Below are 18,109 nucleotides of genomic sequence, written 5' to 3' on the forward strand. Positions count from 1 at the left end.
AGGGCTATAAGAGCCGAGGTCGCTACCTCAACCCCGAAAAGACCCTTGTGGAGACCTATCTCTATGCCCAAAAAGAGGGAGGGGCTAAGCCTGCTTTTATTGCCAAGTGGAAAGCAAAAACAATTGTTAATGGTTAATTGTCAATTGTTAATGGCTAAGAAAATGAAAGAGAATATATTAAAAGAGAAAAGTATGTCACTTGCTGTGAGAATGGTCAATCTCTATAAGTATTTGACAGAAGAAAAAAGAGAATATGTACTTTCTAAACAAATCTTGCGCAGTGGTACCTCCGTTGGGGCTATGGTATATGAATCAGAACATTCTGAAAGCACGGCAGATTTTATTCATAAACTCGCTATTACTCAAAAAGAAATAAATGAAACCTTATATTGGTTAGAACTTCTATCAAAAACTGAATATATTACTCCAAAAGAGTATGATAGCATAAGAACAGATGCAACGGAAGTAATTAAGCTACTTACAAGCATTCTTAAAACAATAAAAAAACAGCAATGATTATTAATTGTTAGTTGTCAATTATACAAGAGTTGGAATCGTATAATTTCTCTGTTTAGTTTGATGTAATAGACAACTAACCATTAATAATTGTAGCATTACAAATGCTTTAAAAATTAAGCATGCGTATCGCAGAATTAACAATTGATAATTGATAATTAACAATTGAATTTGTATTTTTGTCGGCTCAAAACACGTCCTTATGCACCCGCTTGCCTTAGAAATTCTGAAGAAACACTGGGGGTACGACCAATTTCGTCCTGCTCAGGAACCTATCATTGATGCTATTCTTCAGGGAAAAGACACACTGGCTATGCTCCCCACAGGCGGGGGTAAGTCTCTCTGCTTCCAAGTCCCTGCGATGGTCAAGGAAGGCGTATGCTTGGTGATCTCTCCCTTGATTTCACTCATGGAAGACCAAGTGCGCAACCTCTCCGAAAAAGGGATTTCCGCCTTAGCTCTCACTGGAAATATTCCCTTTTATGAGCTGGAGCGTCTGCTAAACAATGTGCAGAGTGAAGCCTATAAGTTTCTATACATGGCTCCTGAACGCTTGAACAATGAGCAAGTACTCTATCGGCTTAAGCACACCCCTTTGAGCTACATTGTCATAGATGAAGCACACTGTATTTCCCACTGGGGAAAGGACTTCCGCCCCTCGTACTTGGAGTGTAAAAGGCTTAGAGAATGGTTCCCCTCTCTGCCTATTGTCGCCCTTACGGCTACTGCCACCGATAAGGTACAGGCCGATATACTGGAGCTGTTACAAATCCCCAAGGCAACTGTGATCAAGGGAAGTCTTGTTCGTCCTTCTCTGGCCTATATGACCTATTATATAGAAGACAAATGGGAACGACTCAAGCGTATTCTCACCAAGAATAAAGAAAGTAGTATCATATATGTACGCAACCGACGATTGAGTGAGGAGCTAGCACAACACCTAAGTGAAGAGGGTTTTTCAGCCACCAGTTTCCATGGAGGACTCTCCACCGAGGAGAAGAGCCAGCGCTTAGGTATGTGGAAGTTGGACGATATACAAGTGATGGTCGCTACCAATGCCTTCGGTATGGGAATTGATAAGGCTGATGTACGTACTGTTATCCATTGGGACTTGCCTAGCTCCTTGGAGGACTATTTCCAAGAGGCAGGGCGCGCAGGACGAGACAATCATAAGGCTTTTGCTATTATCTTATACAACGATAATGACGTCAAGAAACTAGTGATAGATACCGAGCGAAGCCAAGTTTCTATACCTTTTCTAAAGGAGCTATACCCTAAGCTCTGTAACCATTTCCAAATAGCCATAGGCGAAGGCGATGGGACTACTCATTTTTTCAATCTGGCCGACTTTGCCTCACGAACACAAATGGATGCTCTGAAAGTGTATCAGGCTTTGGAAATTCTTGACCGCAATGGGGTACTCACGCTCAGCCAAGCCTTTTTCAGGAAGGCGAGCGTACAGATACTCCACTCAAGCGAAGAAGTCATTAACTATCTTTCTCAAAATCTGTCCCTAAAAGAATTACTCTTTTTCCTTATGCGCAAATATGCAGGTATTCATGAACAACATATCTCCTTCAGAGTAGAGAAAATAGCAGCTAACCTACATATAAGTAGCTTGGAAGTACAACAGCAGTTAGAAAAATTACAACAAGATGGCGTCATCGCCTACAAGAGCGAACATACCGATGCCGAAATCACCTTTTTGATGCCTCGTGATGACGATAGAACGATCAACTATATCGCCCCCCAAGTGAAATGGTTCAACCAACACAAGGAAGCCCAATGCAAAGATGTACTCAGCTATATAGAACAAACCGATTGTTGTAACCAACGATTTCTGTTATCCTACTTTGGAGAAAACCTCAAGGAGGATTGTGGTATCTGTTCTCACTGCATAGAAAGCAAGCAAAAAAATCTCTCAAAAGAACGCATAGAGGTCATTTCTCAAGAGCTACTAACCCTCATCGCCTACAATCCTATGACCTCTCAAGAGATATGTTGTGCTTCTTCCTACCACGAATGGGAAATCCTACACGTCCTCACCCTACTCTTGGACGAGGAAAGAATAAAACTACTCCCTACAAATCAGTATTTGGTTAGTAACTAGCGATTTGCCGATTTGTCAATTTGTCGATTTGTAGATTTGTCGATTTGTCGATTTGCTCATTGACTAATTGGCTCATCGGCTAATTGGCTCATCAGCTCATTGGCTCATCAGTTCATCGACTCATCGGCTAATTGGTATGCTCGTTCCTCGTATAAAAAGCTGCTTTTTTCGTCGGGGTCTTTGTTTTTGTTGAATAGGATGCGGTGGAGTAAATGCTGTAGGGCACTGAGTTGGAGCGAGACACTCGGTTAGGGTTGCAGGGTTCTCGACAGGCGTGGCGGGGCGCCCAGCTGGGGTCGCAGAGTGCTTGGTAGGAGTAACAGGTCGCCCAGCTGGCATGGTAGGGTGTTCAGCAGGAGTGGATTGTCGTGTGGGTAGTTCCTCTTCTTCCCACCCCTCAATACTCATAAGGGCTTTTATAGCATTGAGTTGTTCACGTATGTTGGGATAGACAACTGCCTCCCCTTGCACTTGAGGCTGACCTTGAGCAATACCCCAAAGCACTTGAATGATTTGCTTTTTCATTTTTCTTTAAGGATTATAGAATTTAGAGTTATTAGGATTACAGAATTACAACGTTTACCAATACATTTTTCAATTTTTGCTTTTCACTTAATTAGGTTGCAAAATTACAACATTTAAATCGTAAAATCAATAATTAGTAATAATAAAAAGAAGTTAAATTAATTAGTCGATTTGCCAATTAGCTAATTAGTCAATTAAATTAACTCATTGGCAAATCAGCTCATCGACTCATCGACTCATTGGCAAATCGACTCATCAACTAATTGCATAAAAATCAAATATTTACAAAACAACCTACTATCCCATACCATCTAAAATTACTTACAAAATTGAAAAACATGAAAAAATGTCAGTTTTTTTTATGCTGATAACAGAATTTTTTTGTACTTTTGTCAGCCAAAATAAATATGGTATATTTTTTGAGTAGGGATTACTTGTTTTTTTAATTTAAATATAATAAAATACTTTTTATGAGTTTGATAAGTTCATTAATAAAAATCTTTGTCGGTGATAAGGCCAAGAAAGATATGAAGGAAATTGCACCATTGGTGGAGCAGATTAATGCACACCAAAAGCAATATAAGTCGCTAAGCAACGATGAGTTACGTGCCAAAACCACCGCTTTCAAGGAACGTATCGCCGCCGCCCGCTCGGAGTTTGAGCAAAAAATACAAACCCTCAAATCCCAAGCCGATGCTACCAATGATATCGACCAAAAAGAAGATTTTTATACTGAAATAGACAAGCTAACCGATGAGGCTTACAAGGCTGGTGAAAAGGTGCTTAACGAAATTCTTCCTGAAGCCTTTGCAGTAGTAAAAGAAACTGCTCAGCGCTTTGTGGATAATTCTACTCTTGAGGTAACCGCTTCTCCTTATGATAGAGAGCTTGCTTCTATGAAAGATTATGTAAGCATTGAGGGAGAGAAAGCCCTTTGGAAAAACTCTTGGGATGCAGCTGGAAAGCCTATCACTTGGGATATGGTACATTATGATGTACAGCTCATTGGAGGGATTGCTTTGCACCAAGGAAAAATTGCAGAGATGCAAACAGGGGAAGGTAAAACTCTGGTGGCTACCTTGCCGCTTTACCTTAACGCCCTCACTGGCAATGGAGTACATTTGGTTACTGTGAACGACTACTTGGCTCGCCGAGACAGTGCTTGGATGGCTCCTCTTTTCCAATTCCATGGCCTGAAGGTGGAATGTATAGATAACTATCAACCTAACTCTCCTGGTCGCCGTATGGCTTATGCTGCTGATATCACCTATGGTACCAACAACGAATTTGGTTTTGACTACCTTCGTGACAATATGGCACATACGCCTGATGAGCTTGTACAACGTCCTCATAACTACGCCATTGTCGATGAGGTGGATTCCGTACTCATTGACGATGCCCGTACACCGCTGATTATCTCTGGTCCTATGCCTCGTGGAGAATTCCATGAGTTTGATGTATTCAAGCCTGCTGTGGAAGCCCTTGTGGAAAAACAACGCAAGCACCTAACCAACGTTTTGGCTGAGGCGAAAAAGCTCATTGCTGAAGGAAATACCAAAGATGGAGGCGTACTCCTCTTGCGCGTACACCGCGGACTCCCTAAGAACAAGGCGCTAATTAAGTTCCTCAGTGAAGAGGGTATGAAACAGCTCCTGCAAAAGACAGAAAACTACTATATGCAGGATAACAACCGTGAGATGCACAAGATAGATGAGGATCTCCTTTTTGTTATCAACGAAAAAAACAACCAAATAGAACTTACCGATAAGGGTATCAATGAAATGTCACAAGGAGAGGACAAAAACTTCTTCGTGATGCCTGACATAGGGGCAGAAATTGCCAATATTGAAAAACAAAACCTTTCCAAAGAGGAAGAAAACGCTCTTAAGGACAAGCTCTACCAAGAGTTTGGAGAAAAAAGCGAACGCATCCATACTGTAAATCAATTGCTCAAGGCTTATACCCTTTTCGAAAAGGATATTGAGTACGTAGTGATTGATAACAAAGTCCTTATCGTGGATGAACAAACAGGACGTATTATGGACGGACGTCGCTACTCCGATGGACTACATCAGGCTATCGAAGCCAAAGAAAATGTACAGGTGGAAGCCGCTACCCAAACCTATGCAACAATCACCCTACAAAACTACTTCCGTATGTACCGCAAGCTCTCTGGTATGACAGGTACTGCGACTACTGAAGCGGGTGAGTTCTGGGAAATCTATAAATTGGACGTAATGGAAATCCCTACCAACCGTCCTATTGCCCGCAAAGACCAAAATGACCAAATCTATAGAACCAAACGTGAGAAATACAATGCGGTGATTGAGGAGGTAGTAAGCCTCTCCCAAGCAGGGCGTCCTGTACTTATTGGTACTACCTCTGTGGAGGTATCCGAACTCTTGAGCCGTATGCTTAAGCTCCGCAACATCCCTCACAATGTATTGAACGCCAAGCTCCACAAGAAAGAGGCAGAGATTGTAGCCGAAGCAGGTAAGAAAGGTGTAGTTACCATAGCCACCAACATGGCAGGTCGTGGTACGGATATCAAGCTCACCGATGAAGTAAAAGAAGCAGGCGGTTTAGCTATTATCGGTACTGAAAGACATGATTCTCGCCGTGTGGACAGACAGTTACGTGGTCGTTCTGGTCGTCAGGGAGACCCAGGTAGTTCTAAGTTCTTCGTATCCTTCGAGGATAACCTTATGCGCCTCTATGGTATGGAACGTGCTATCAAGTTCCTAGACCGCCTAGGACAAGGTCTCAAGGAAGGAGAAGTATTGGAACACCCTATCATCACCAAGAACGTAGAGAAAGCACAGAAAAAAGTAGAAGAAAACAACTTCGGTATTCGTAAGCGCTTGCTCGAATATGATGACGTGATGAATGCACAGCGTGAGGTAATCTATAAGCGCCGCCGCCATGCCCTCTATGGAGAACGCTTACAAGTGGATATTGCCGATATCATCTATGATACGCTTGAAAGTATCTTGGAAAGTAACAAACCAGGTAATGATTACAAAAACTTTGAATACGAGCACTTTAAGTATTTCGGAGTAGGACCTAAAGTTTCCCAAGACGAATTTCACAGAAAGCCTATTAAGGAACTCCTTAAGGTGATTTATCCTGAGTTACTCACCCTATACAAAGCCCATAATGATACCAATGCCGCTATCGCTTACCCTGTGATAAAGAGTGTATATGAGGATCAGAGCAACCAATTTGAGCGTATTGTAGTACCTTTTACCGATGGACAAAAAGGATTAAATATTACCACTGATCTCAAAGAAGCTTATGAAAGTGAAGGTAAGCAGATTATTGTAGATTTTGAGAAAAACATCTCCTTAGCTATCATAGATGATGCATGGAAAACACACCTCCGCCAGATGGATGAGTTGAAACAATCCGTTCAGCTAGCCACTCACGAGCAGAAAGACCCCTTGCTCATCTATAAGCTTGAGGCTTATAACCTCTTCAAGGATATGGTCGATAGGGTCAATAAGGAGATTGTAGCTTTCCTTTTCCATGCACACCTACCACAAGCACAACCACCTTTGCAGGAAGCCCATGAGGTAAGACGTGCTCCTGAGCACTTGCAAACAAGCAAGGAGGAAGTTCTCAATTCCGACGAGCTAGCTCAGAGAAATCGTGAAGCAGGTCAGCAAGCCTCCCCTGCCCCACAAGTAACAGAACCTATCGTACGTGACCAACCTAAAATAGGACGTAATGACAAGGTTGAAATCCAGAATATTCTCAATGGAGAAATCAAGGAAATGAAGTACAAACAAGCTATTCCTTTCTTAGAAAGAGGAGATTGGGTGATTAAGCGCTAGACCTTACTATTATTATCTATAAATCAGAAAGAAGTAACCCTTGAAATAGGGGTTGCTTCTTTCCTTTTTTACTCACTAAGAATTTTTTTCTATAATTTTCTAAGATAACACTTGTATAATTACAAATTTATATTTAAATTTGCGGTACGAATTGGTGTGCTTCTAGCCACATTACTAAATATAGTATTATGAAGGACTTTTTTTACTACCTTATGGCCTGCCTCCTATTGGTGGCTTGCTCCAAAAACAATCGCCAAAAAGATAGCGATCCTACGCTCTTTAGAGAATACATCACAGGCTTTAGTGCAGGAACTATTCCCGCCAATGGTCCTATTGAGGTCATTCTTACTGAAGCCCTAAGCGAAGACAAAATCAAGGATTTGGATACCTCGAAACTCTTTGAATTCTCCCCCGCTGTGGAGGGTAAGGTGATTTTTGAGGGTAGCTTGCTCAAGTTTGTTCCTAATGAATCCTTGGAACATAACAAGGAGTATGCCGTTACACTACACTTGGATAAGCTCTTTGAGGTAAAGAAGGACTTAAAAAGTTTCTTTTTCCATGTACGTACCCAAAGTCTTCTTTTTGAAGTCAATATACGTGACTTACAATCTTATAGCCGAGACTATTATTTCCTCAATGCCTATTTGGAAGCCAGTGACAATATCTCCCCCAAGATGCTCCCTGAGTTGATTTCCGCCTCTATTGATGGGGAAAAACTCCGTATAAAACCACAAACAACCGAGAGTAGCACTCATATTGCTTTCATCGTGGATAGTATCCCCACCCCTAAGGACGAACAACAGACCCTTCGTATTTCTTGGGATGGTGACGCTCATGACATAGAAAGCAAAGGGGAAAGCTCCCTTACCATTCCTACTAGTAACCAATTTGGTGTAGTACAACTGCTTCAGAATGAAGGAGAATACAATTCTTTCAGTATAATTTTCTCCGCTCCCTTAGATAAGAAACAAGACCTAAGGGGACTTGTCTCCGTACCTCAATATGAAGGAGAGTTCAGATACTCCATCTCCGGTAATATCCTCAAGCTATATGCTGATGAGAATTTTGAAAAAGAAGTCACTATAAAGGCTTTCCAAGGAATCCGAAGCCAATATGGGGAACGTATGAGCTATGATTATACAGGCAAGTTGGTATTTGATCCTATCAAGCCTGAAGTGCGCTTTGTTCGCAATGGTACTATACTACCTAGCTCCCAAAACCTAAAGGTAAATTTCCAAACGATCAACCTAAAGGCAGTAGAGGTGAGCGTAATGAAGATCTATCAGAACAACATCTTGCAGTTCTTGCAAGACAACAACCTAGGTGGAAGCTATAACCTGCGCCGTGTTGGGGCTACCATCGCTCGTAAGGTGATTCCTATCCGTGGCCTTGGCAAAGGCTCTCTATCCAAATGGAGTACTCATGCCATTGATCTTTCCAAAATTATCTCGCCTGAACCTGGTGCTATCTACCGTGTCAAGTTGGACTTCAAGAAAGAATATGCGCTGAATTGTAACAACGATAGCACACCTATCAAAGAAGAAAATCTAAACATAGCAGAAGAAGGTGCTGGCGATTATGATGACTATGATTACTATGACTATGACTGGGAAGAAAGAGATGACCCTTGTAAGGATAGCTATTATTACAATAGGTCAGTAGAAACGAACATCTTAGCCTCAGACTTAGGGGTATTGGTCAAACGAGGACAGAACAATGACTATATGGTTGTGGTCAATAATCTGCTCACCACGGCTCCTGTAAGCGGTGCCAAAGTGGAACTCTATGATTATCAACAACAAAAAATCGCGGAGGCTACCTCCAATTCTGATGGGAAAGCGGTAGTAACTACCTCCAAGCGTGCTTATTTTGTCATTGCCCAAAAGGATAAGAACACTACCTATGCCAAGATAGATGATGGTTCTTCCCAATCAGTGAGCAAGTATGAGGTAGGGGGCTTAGAGCTTGAAAAAGGACGTAATGCCTTTATCTATACCGAACGTGGCGTATGGCGCCCTGGTGATAATATATCCATAGGTTTCGTTTTCAATGACTTTGCTAATAAGTTACCCGAAAGCCTGCCCATCAAGCTCACGCTCTCCGATCCTAGTGGAAAAGTGGTACAACAGTTGGTAAAAACCTCTACCCCTGAAAACCATTACTTGTTCAACCTAAAAACAAGCCCCGATGCCCCTACAGGTAACTGGACTTGCCAAATCACTGTGGGTGGTAGCTCCTACTCCAAAACAATTAAGGTAGAGACTGTTAAGCCCAACCGCTTGAAGATCAACAATAGCTTGTCAGAGAAATTTATCTCCTTTGAAGGGGAAAATGCCTCCTTACAAGTGGATTGGCTACAAGGAGTACCTGCAAGCAATATAAAGGTGGATATCACAGGAAAAATTTATCCTAAGGTGAATCCTTTCAAGGGCTACGAAAACTATACCTTCCACAATACCTCTTTTGAGTTCTCCTCCGAAGAGATTGCTGTATTCAGTGGAAATACGAACGAACAAGGAAAGGCTTCATTCTTCTTCTTGCCCAAAGAGTTGAAAGATGCCCCTCAAATGCTAAAAATCAACCTCTTGACCCAAGCCAATGAGCAAGGAGGCGACTTTAGTACCGATGTTACTTCGGCTACTTATTCTCCTTTCTCATCTTATGTGGGAATCAAGGCGCCTAACGATAGTTATTACTATGAGACAGGCAAGCCTGTTAAGTTCCAGACAATAGTCCTTTCCGAAAGAGGAAAGCCTATCAGTGGCCGTAGGGTGAAGCTATATGCTTATAAGTTGGATAAAAATTGGTGGTGGGACGTTTCCGAATTCAACATCTCCACTTACAACGCCTCCGATTCTAAAACTCCTGTCTTTACCTTAGAAACAACTACAGGCGGGGATGGAAAGGCTACCTTTGATGTCAATATAGAAAGAGGTCAATCTGGTCGCTACTTCTTCTTAGCCGAAGACAGTCAGAGCAACCACGAAGCTGGTGTTGATGCTCGCTTCTATTCTTGGGGAGACAATGACGAAGATGCCGGAGTAGAAGCTACTATGCTTATGCTCTCCACCGATAAAAAAGATTATAAGGTAGGAGAAAAAGCCGTTATCTCTTTCCCTTCCGATGCTGACGGACGCGCACTCATCTCTGTAGAAAATGGTAGCAAAGTGCTAAATACTTATTGGGTGAATACCCAAAAGGGTAAAACAACTTACCAAATACTTGTTACTGAAGAAATGGCACCTAATGCCTATCTGTACGTTTCGCTCCTACAACCTCATGCACAGACCAAGAATGATGCCCCTATCCGCCTCTATGGAATTGCTCCTATCTCAGTATACAATCCAAAAACAAAATTGGAACCTATTATTGAGATGCCTGAGGTATTACGCCCTGAAAAACAAGTAACGATCAAGGTAAGAGAGAAATCGGGCAAGCCTATGACTTACTCCTTGGCGATCGTGGAGGACGGACTGCTTGACCTTACCCGATTCAAGACACCTAACCCTTGGAATACCTTCTTTGCCAAAACAGCTTTAGGAGTCAAGACTTGGGATATCTATAACGATGTCATCGGTGCTTTTGGGGGTACTATCAACCAGATATTTAGTATCGGGGGGGACGAAGACTTAGGAGTTGGTAAGGCTAAAAAGGCCAACCGATTCAAGCCTCTCACTATCGTACAAGGTCCTTTCACGCTCAAGGGAGGAAGCCAAACCCACCAGATAGACATCCCTAATTATATAGGCTCTGCTCGTGTAATGGTAGTGGCTTCCAATGTAAAGGAAAATGCCTTTGGTAGTGCCGAGAAAACAGCTACTATCAAGAGTCCTGTGATGGTGTTGGCATCTTTGCCAAGAAAGGCCGTTCCTGGGGAAACCATTACGCTACCTGTTACCGTTTTTGCCAATGAAAAACAGGTGAAAAACGTGACTGTTCGTGTAAAGACCAATGAGAAATTCTCTCTATTCAGCGAGGCACAACAACAACTGTCCTTTACAGAACCTGCTGAGAAAATGGCTTATTTCTCTCTCAATGTCAATGAAGCAGGTATCGGTAAGGTAACTGTAGAAGCTACTGCAGGAGGTGAAAAATCAACCTATGAGGTAGAAATGGACGTGTATAACCCTAATCCTAAAGTATATCAGGTAAAGAGTGTAGTATTGCAACCCAACGCATCTCAAAATATTGGTTTTGAAGTATTTGGAGAAAAGGGCACCTATACCAGTGTCTTGGAGGTATCCTCTTTCCCTGGGGTGAACCTCTCCCAACGCTTGAAATACCTGATTGATTACCCTCATGGTTGTGCCGAACAGCTGACCTCCAAGGGCTTCCCTCAGTTGTACTTGGCTGATTTTGAAACACTCTCTACCAAGCAACAACAGGAAGTACAACAGAATGTGAGTGCTACTATCCGTAAGCTCGCTGAGAATCAACTCTCCAATGGAGGTTTCTCCTACTGGCAAGGCTCTGACCATGCCGATGAGTGGGCTACTTCCTACATAGGTCAGTTCTATATAGAGGCTGAAAAACGAGGCTTCTCTTTGCCAGCAGGTAGCAAAGCCAAATGGCTCAGCTATCAGAAGATGATGGCGCGCAATTGGAGGTACGATGGGGAATACTCTACTTTCGAGCAGGCTTATCGCCTCTATACTTTGGCATTGGCCAATAGTGCCGATATAGCTTCTATGAATAGGCTCAGGGAGATGTCCACCTCTATGGTAAGCAATGCGGCTCGTGCCCGCTTAGCGGCTGCCTATGCGCTAGCTGGTCAGAAGAAAGTAGCCGAAACCCTATTCAGCAAGGTGAAGCTCGATGCTCAGGAAGATGACTATCATAACTATGGCTCACCCCTTCGCAATCAGGCGATGGGTCTGGAAACGGCTCTACTACTGGGCAAAGCGGAATTGGCTGCTGACCTAGCCTTGGAGATCTCCGATAAGCTCTCCTCTAACGAATGGCTCAGTACCCAGACAACCGCCTACAGCCTCTATGCTATGGCGCGTTATGTAGCTAAGAACAAGACAGGTAAGAACTGGACGCTCAACTATCAACTCGGTAAAGAAAGCGCTACGCTCTCCAATAGCCCAAGTGGTTATGCTTCCAAAGTGCTCTCAGCCTCTGTTGGTAATCACAAAATTGCCTTACAGAACAAGTCAGGAGTAACCCTCTATGCACGTGTGGTTAGCAGTGGTATTCCACCTGTAGGTAAGGAATTGGTACAAGAGAACGGGCTTAAGATCTCCACCTCCTATACCTCCAAGAATGGAACACCTTCGGTAGCTTTACTGCCACAAGGAACCAACTTTACCTGCACCATCTCGGTGACCAACACCACTCAAAGCAGGGTTACCAATGTAGCTCTTACCCAGTTTGTTCCCTCAGGTTGGGAGATTATCAATACCCGATACACCGACTATAACACCGATAGCAGCCGATGGGATTATGCTGATATCCGAGATGATAGAGCCTACATCTATTTTGACCTCTCCGCAGGAGAAACCAAGACATTTACGCTCAAGCTCAACGCTTCGTACAAGGGACAATATTACCTCCCAGGCACCCATGCTGAAGCTATGTACAATATCAAGTACAATACCCGCAATGCTGGAGAATGGATTAAGGTAGAATAAATAATTATAAAATTGCATCTTTCAAGAATATGATAACATTTGACCAAATTGATTTAATTCTATTAGACGAATTACAAAGAGATAGTAAGCAGTCAGTAAAGGAACTGGCTAAGAAAGTAAATCTTTCTATCACTCCTGTACACGAGCGCATCAAGAAGCTTGAAGCCCTCAATGTAATTCAAAATTATGTAGCCGTAGTGAATCCCGATGCCTTGGGAAAAACCTTGGTCGCTTATTGCCAAGTGAAACTCATTCGCCACCAAGAGACATTATTTGAGGAGTTCGAACAATATGTGCGCAGCCTTGATGAAGTACAAGAAGCCTATTACATGGCAGGTCCTTATGACTTCCTACTCAAGCTGATCCTCAGAGATATGAAGGATTATCAAAACTTTGTGGTACATAAAATCTCTAAATTAGATATTATTTCCAATATCCAGAGCGCTTTCACCATTCAGAGTATCAAAAACACCTCTATGATTAAGTGTATATTGGACGAAAACAAGAAATAACATGCACTTTGCTATTGCTGGAAATATAGGGGCGGGCAAGACTACCTTGACTGCCCTACTTGCCAAGCATTATAAGTGGGAGGCACATTACGAAGATGTATCCGATAATCCTTACTTAGATGATTTTTACTCCAATATGGAGCGATGGAGCTTTAACCTACAAGTGTTTTTCCTCAATAGTCGCTTCCGCCAAATCATTGATATTCGCCAGAGTAAAAAGGATTTCATTCAGGATAGAACCATCTATGAGGATGCTTATATCTTTGCTCCCAACTTACATGCTATGGGACTGATGACCGAGAGAGATTTTCGCAATTACCAATCACTCTTCGAGCTAATGGAAAGTTTTATTCAGCCTCCTGACCTACTCATTTACTTGAGAAGTTCTATTGCCAATTTGGTCAATCAAATTCAAAAAAGAGGTCGCGAATACGAAAATAGTATTTCCATAGACTACCTCAGCAAACTCAATGAGCGTTATGAAGATTGGATTCGTAGCTATGACAGAGGAAAACTCCTCATTGTAGATGTAGATAAGGTAGATTTTGTACAGAACCAAGAGGACTTAGGAGAAGTTATCCAGCGTATAGATACTTATATACACGGACTTTTCTAAAGTCCTCTTTTTTCATCTGTCTATATGGGTGAGGTAGTAGATAAGCATTCCCGTTACATAATCATAATTCTGTATGCCTCCTTCTTGAGCATTGGCCTTTAGGAAAGTATCATAACTTTGCTTAAAAACCTCTTCCATGGGGTTTTCGTACTGTGTCCAAAAGCGATAAGCTTCGCTATAATTTTCTAAAATCCCTACTCGTAGTTGCTGCTTATACGCTTCATGTTTCTCAGACGATAACTGCCTTACTTCCTTAAGACAATAACGCAGCGCAAATAAGGTTGCACTGTACCTAAAATACAGCTCCTTATGGTGATAAGTAGCCAAAAAACCAATAAAATTAGCTTCCTTCTCCGAGGCATAGCCCAACTGATGTGCCACCTCATGGGCAGCTGTTACTGGAAAACTATAATGAGTAGCCAAGGCATTCACCTGTGCCTCTCCTGTAAAAGGATTCAGATAGCCACTATACCCCATATAGGTAAGCACTTTGCTATATAAGGATGATTTAAGACTGGATGTATAGAGCGTAAATCTGGGAAACTTATAGGAAAGCACCTTATATCCTTGAGGTATTCTCTCATACACCTGTGTTGGAGTAAAAGGCAGCTTAGCCGCCTGTGATGCTGAGGGTTCTAATTGTTCGTGTAAGGTGTTCGCCTCCTTGATAAGTCTTTGGGTTGCCTGCTCTAGTTCTGCCTCTGTATAAGAAAAATCCCAACCCAATTGTACTGATAAGGGTTGCCTATAATAGTTAAACCCCCAAAGGAAATAAAACAAGCTCACCACTAGAACAAGTCCCTCCCCTACCTTTCTAAGGAAACGAAGAGGGCTCTTACGTAGCTGCTTAAAATACCTAATGATATAATACACCGCCCCCAAGGGAAGTATTGTATAAAGCACATCCCCCACAGAAAAAGGAATCCAACCGAGCAAAAAACGTACTGTTCTGCCTATATAGGGATAAAGCCCTGTACTATACCACTGCTCAGTAAGTGTTGGCTCATAGCGGAAAATCCCATACAGCACTACAAATAGCACTATATAAAGGAGCTTCCCATAAGTTGTATATTTCTTTCTCATTGGTTATCTAATATTTCTCTAATAACAACCATACTTTTTCGCAAGTCCTCTGTTGTAGCACAAGGAGGTAAAGTTATTTTCATCAGAAATGGTACTTCACTGTGTCCTGTTGCTCTATAGGCTTCTTTCCAAAATGTATGGCAACATTCACATCTATAAAGGGTAACCCATTGTGTAGGGTAAAAAGCTATCTCTTTATAAGCTATTTTATCTTGAAAGTTTTTGATTGATTCCCCCTCTACAATATCTGTTAACTGGCTACAAATACATTGTTTCATTGTATAATTTCAAAATTACTTTCTGTGGTACTCTCTACAAGTATAACTCCTCCATCACAGATAAGACAAAACCCATTTGCCTTATCTTCAATAAGATATTCTTGGGTTATTTCATTATAGGTAATCTCAAAAGAAGGATTGTGCCAGCTGAAATTTCCTTGTATATATTTACTTCCTATAAGTATAAGATATAAGGTTGCTGTTGTGTCCTTTTTTGTAAGGTATAGCACTACTCTCCTAAATGTAGGAGTATACTGGGTCAGAAGAACACTATCCGCTTTGAATTCTTTAAGTATAGTACCAATAGTTGTAAGGTCTGTTATAGTATTCATTTCTGTAATTTCTTTTCAAAATTCTTATAATCCATTAATTTCATTTAGATTGAGGATCATATTATTGTGTTCTGACATAAAATCACGTTTTTCTTTATCCAAATAATAAATGGGTATATGATGATATTTAGGATGGGTAGGTTTTAGGTCACACAAATCATTATCCCAATCATATTCTAAACTGAAATCGGTAATATCTACTATAAGTGCTTGTATAGGAGTCAGTTCTACAAATATATCTATGTTGTTCTGAATATAATTAGCCTCTAAACTTCCTTTATAAGGATAAATACCTATGAGCTTAAGCATTCCAATAGTATCATTTTCAGATAGAAATGTTTCTATTGTTACTTTGCTTAGCTGGCTATCTCGTTCTAATTTTTCCATTTTAGGCAATTGCTCATAATGCTTATATGAGGCATTGGGAAACTTTTTGATGTTCTTTTCTATCAAAAAATTGATAGCATCCAGTTTGCTTGTAAAAGGATTGGAAAATACTTTTTGAAGTGAGATAATCACTTCCTCTCTTATATTAGGAACAGTGTTGAAAATCAATTCTGTAAAATCTAAAATACGACATACAGCTTTAGCGTTTTCATCTAAATTCTTTTCTATAAAGTAGCTCAATAATTGTTGCTCATCAGGAGTATTTATACGCCCCTTAAACTTTAAGTAAGTTATCTGAAAATAGGTGTTTTTGAAAGCTGTCTTTTCAATAAACTCCAACCGAAAAGGAAATTTATCTTCTATATTGAAAGGAATAAAGTGTACTTGTTTTTCCATATCAAAACGCTACTTCCATAAATTCATTTGTGTTTTCTTCCATTTGAAAAATAGAAGCAATAATATAACATTTTTGCTGTTCTCCTCTAAAAACAAAGATTTGGTCTTCGTTAAAAGGAATATTCGCTTTGTTACACTCTTCTAAAATATCCATATCCTCATCAGCTATATACGAAGTAAGTGCCTCTGCCCAAAAAAACTGATGAAATTTTATGAGTTTTACATCAGCAAAATAAAGGTCTATGTTATTAGAAAAAAACGCGTTCTTACAGCTTCTTATTAACAACATAGAATGACTAATGGAATACTTCCAAAGCCTAAATTGTCTATTTTGTAAACTTATTTTCATCAGTTCTTATTATTTCTAATTACCTATTTGGCAAAATTAGTAATCTCATCTTCACCAAACATACTCCCCTCAGCTATACTCCATTAGCGTATGGACAAATATTCAGTATTCACACCAGAGCCCTCGCCAATGGTAAGCATTGTTATCACTGAGCCCACCCCAATGATGATGCCCAGCATCATAAGCATAGCCCTTGTTTTGTTAGGCAAAAGGGCACGCCACGCTATTTTAAAAAGGTTTTGTATATTCATAATGTTAATTAGCAAATTAGAAAATTAGCAGATTGGCAAATTCTGTGAGACTAGAAAGGTTCTCCTATAATACGGGTTTTATACTCGCCTTTTACTATTTGCCAACATACTTCATAAGAAAAAGCGCCATCACCACAGCGAACAAAGATATAGAGTACATCGTCTTCCTTATCATAATATACCATATTATTATACGGATGTACCCATACTTCGTACAAATCATCATAGGCACTTTTAGGGATTGGTACGTTTTTGCCATTGATAGTTACAGTGATACTCTTGTAATGGTTTTCAGGTAAAAACAAACCTCCATCTAACCCTTGAGCTCTCTTTCCATCAATAATATACTCACTATACTCTTTATGTTTTTTCTTAGTAATCTTGTGTTTGGTTTTATCAAACTTTTGGGTAGTAATAGTTACACTAATGCCTTTACCAGCAATAGTGATACTATTGCCTTGCTCTTTACCTTTGCCAATAGAAGGAAATTCGCCTATCATCTTTAGGCGACTTTTATGCACATAGCCTTTATCTACAGCAATCCAATTAAAAAATATCTCTTCACCAGTTTCATCTTGTGTAGTATCAAATAAACCATACACAAGTGTATTATTAGGCAAAGTGCCTACAATTTTGCTTTTTACGCTTTCTTTAGCGCGAATGTTTACATAGCCGTCTTTGTCTTTTACTACGGCATAATCTCCAAAAGGACCTTGTGCAAAGGCATTGGTCGTAAGGAGAAAAAATAAAATAAGTAAGTGTTTCATATAAACTATTTTTTCGGCAAATATACTGATTTTTTTTAACTTAGCTAAAGTTTTAAAGATGAGTTATATTTATATAAATACTCTCTACTCTTCCTCTGCAGCCCAATCATAAAAACCACTTTCTCGCAATTGGGCTTCATACTGCTGAATGGTTTGTTCATCGTACTTTTCTCTTTGGATGAACTTTTCCTTTCCAAAATAAATATCCATTGGGTTCAATCCATAGAGTTGAGCGATGAGAGTTGCTAAGTTCATACCAGAATAATGCTTGTGAAGCACATAAATCATTAGCCTAAAATCTGTTTCCTCTATCTTTGGGAAAGCCTTTTTGATAAACTGAAGTGATTTCTCAAACCACACTTTTTCAGGGGCTACTACCTTATTCAGCCAGTCGGTATACCACATTTCAAAGGTGAGTTTTTTTCCTTTTTCATTAAATTCAGGCGACAGTCCGCCATAATCCTGACGACTATCGAGCCATATATAGCCTTTTTCCTTACCATTCACCACCAAAAGATAGG

At 40.7% G+C, this 18,109-nt stretch carries 14 protein-coding genes and 1 pseudogene; 6 read left to right on the plus strand and 9 right to left on the minus strand.

Annotation, left to right across the window (positions count from 1 at the left end; all coding sequences use genetic code 11):
• Positions 1-162 precede the first annotated feature (162 nt).
• Positions 163-516 carry a four helix bundle protein gene (locus Q0625_RS08230; protein ID WP_298825692.1) on the plus strand — a complete coding sequence of 118 codons (354 nt, stop codon included), beginning with the start codon at positions 163-165 and terminating at the stop codon, positions 514-516.
• Between the two features lie 202 nt (positions 517-718).
• Positions 719-2,626, plus strand: a complete 1,908-nt coding sequence (locus Q0625_RS08235; protein WP_298825695.1) for a RecQ family ATP-dependent DNA helicase — start codon at positions 719-721, stop codon at positions 2,624-2,626.
• Between the two features lie 120 nt (positions 2,627-2,746).
• On the opposite strand, the gene Q0625_RS08240 is transcribed toward Q0625_RS08235, so the two are convergent.
• A complete protein-coding gene (locus tag Q0625_RS08240; protein ID WP_298825698.1) occupies positions 2,747-3,151 on the minus strand; it encodes a hypothetical protein in 405 nt (134 codons plus the stop codon).
• Between the two features lie 470 nt (positions 3,152-3,621).
• Here Q0625_RS08240 and secA point away from each other — a divergent pair, with 470 nt between their 5' ends.
• The 4 genes from secA to Q0625_RS08260 all read left to right on the plus strand — a co-directional run bounded on the left by secA (position 3,622) and on the right by Q0625_RS08260 (position 13,745).
• Entirely contained in the window at positions 3,622-6,984 is a 3,363-nt protein-coding gene (gene secA, locus Q0625_RS08245; protein WP_298825704.1) for a preprotein translocase subunit SecA, read from the plus strand.
• Positions 6,985-7,172: 188 nt separating this feature from the next.
• Positions 7,173-12,617, plus strand: coding sequence for an MG2 domain-containing protein (locus Q0625_RS08250; RefSeq protein ID WP_298825707.1), 5,445 nt, complete (start codon positions 7,173-7,175; stop codon positions 12,615-12,617).
• Between the two features lie 29 nt (positions 12,618-12,646).
• Positions 12,647-13,129 (plus strand): Lrp/AsnC family transcriptional regulator, encoded by a 483-nt coding sequence (locus Q0625_RS08255; RefSeq protein ID WP_298825710.1) that lies wholly within the window; start codon positions 12,647-12,649, stop codon positions 13,127-13,129.
• 1 nt (position 13,130) lies between these two features.
• Positions 13,131-13,745, plus strand: a complete 615-nt coding sequence (locus Q0625_RS08260) for a deoxynucleoside kinase (protein WP_298825713.1) — start codon at positions 13,131-13,133, stop codon at positions 13,743-13,745.
• 12 nt (positions 13,746-13,757) lie between these two features.
• On the opposite strand, the gene Q0625_RS08265 is transcribed toward Q0625_RS08260, so the two are convergent.
• The 8 genes and pseudogenes from Q0625_RS08265 to Q0625_RS08300 form a co-directional block, all read right to left on the minus strand.
• Positions 13,758-14,828 carry a DUF3810 domain-containing protein gene (locus Q0625_RS08265; protein ID WP_298825716.1) on the minus strand — a complete coding sequence of 357 codons (1,071 nt, stop codon included), beginning with the start codon at positions 14,826-14,828 and terminating at the stop codon, positions 13,758-13,760.
• Entirely contained in the window at positions 14,825-15,106 is a 282-nt protein-coding gene (locus Q0625_RS08270; protein WP_298825719.1) for a hypothetical protein, read from the minus strand. Before Q0625_RS08270 ends, Q0625_RS08265 begins: the two co-directional genes overlap by 4 nt.
• Positions 15,103-15,438 (minus strand): hypothetical protein, encoded by a 336-nt coding sequence (locus Q0625_RS08275; RefSeq protein ID WP_298825722.1) that lies wholly within the window; start codon positions 15,436-15,438, stop codon positions 15,103-15,105. Before Q0625_RS08275 ends, Q0625_RS08270 begins: the two co-directional genes overlap by 4 nt.
• A 24-nt stretch (positions 15,439-15,462) precedes the next feature.
• Positions 15,463-16,221 carry a hypothetical protein gene (locus Q0625_RS08280; protein WP_298825725.1) on the minus strand — a complete coding sequence of 253 codons (759 nt, stop codon included), beginning with the start codon at positions 16,219-16,221 and terminating at the stop codon, positions 15,463-15,465.
• Between the two features lies 1 nt (position 16,222).
• Complete coding sequence (locus Q0625_RS08285) at positions 16,223-16,570, minus strand: hypothetical protein (protein ID WP_297979263.1); 348 nt, start codon at positions 16,568-16,570, stop codon at positions 16,223-16,225.
• Positions 16,571-16,653: 83 nt separating this feature from the next.
• Positions 16,654-16,821, minus strand: coding sequence for a hypothetical protein (locus Q0625_RS08290; RefSeq protein WP_002668590.1), 168 nt, complete (start codon positions 16,819-16,821; stop codon positions 16,654-16,656).
• Positions 16,822-16,871: 50 nt separating this feature from the next.
• Positions 16,872-17,588 carry an SH3 domain-containing protein gene (locus Q0625_RS08295; RefSeq protein WP_298825730.1) on the minus strand — a complete coding sequence of 239 codons (717 nt, stop codon included), beginning with the start codon at positions 17,586-17,588 and terminating at the stop codon, positions 16,872-16,874.
• Positions 17,589-17,672: 84 nt separating this feature from the next.
• A pseudogene (locus Q0625_RS08300) lies at positions 17,673-18,109 on the minus strand (hypothetical protein); the annotation flags it as partial.

It is taken from the genome of uncultured Capnocytophaga sp., assembly GCF_938029845.1.
Taxonomy (GTDB): Bacteria; Bacteroidota; Bacteroidia; order Flavobacteriales; family Flavobacteriaceae; genus Capnocytophaga.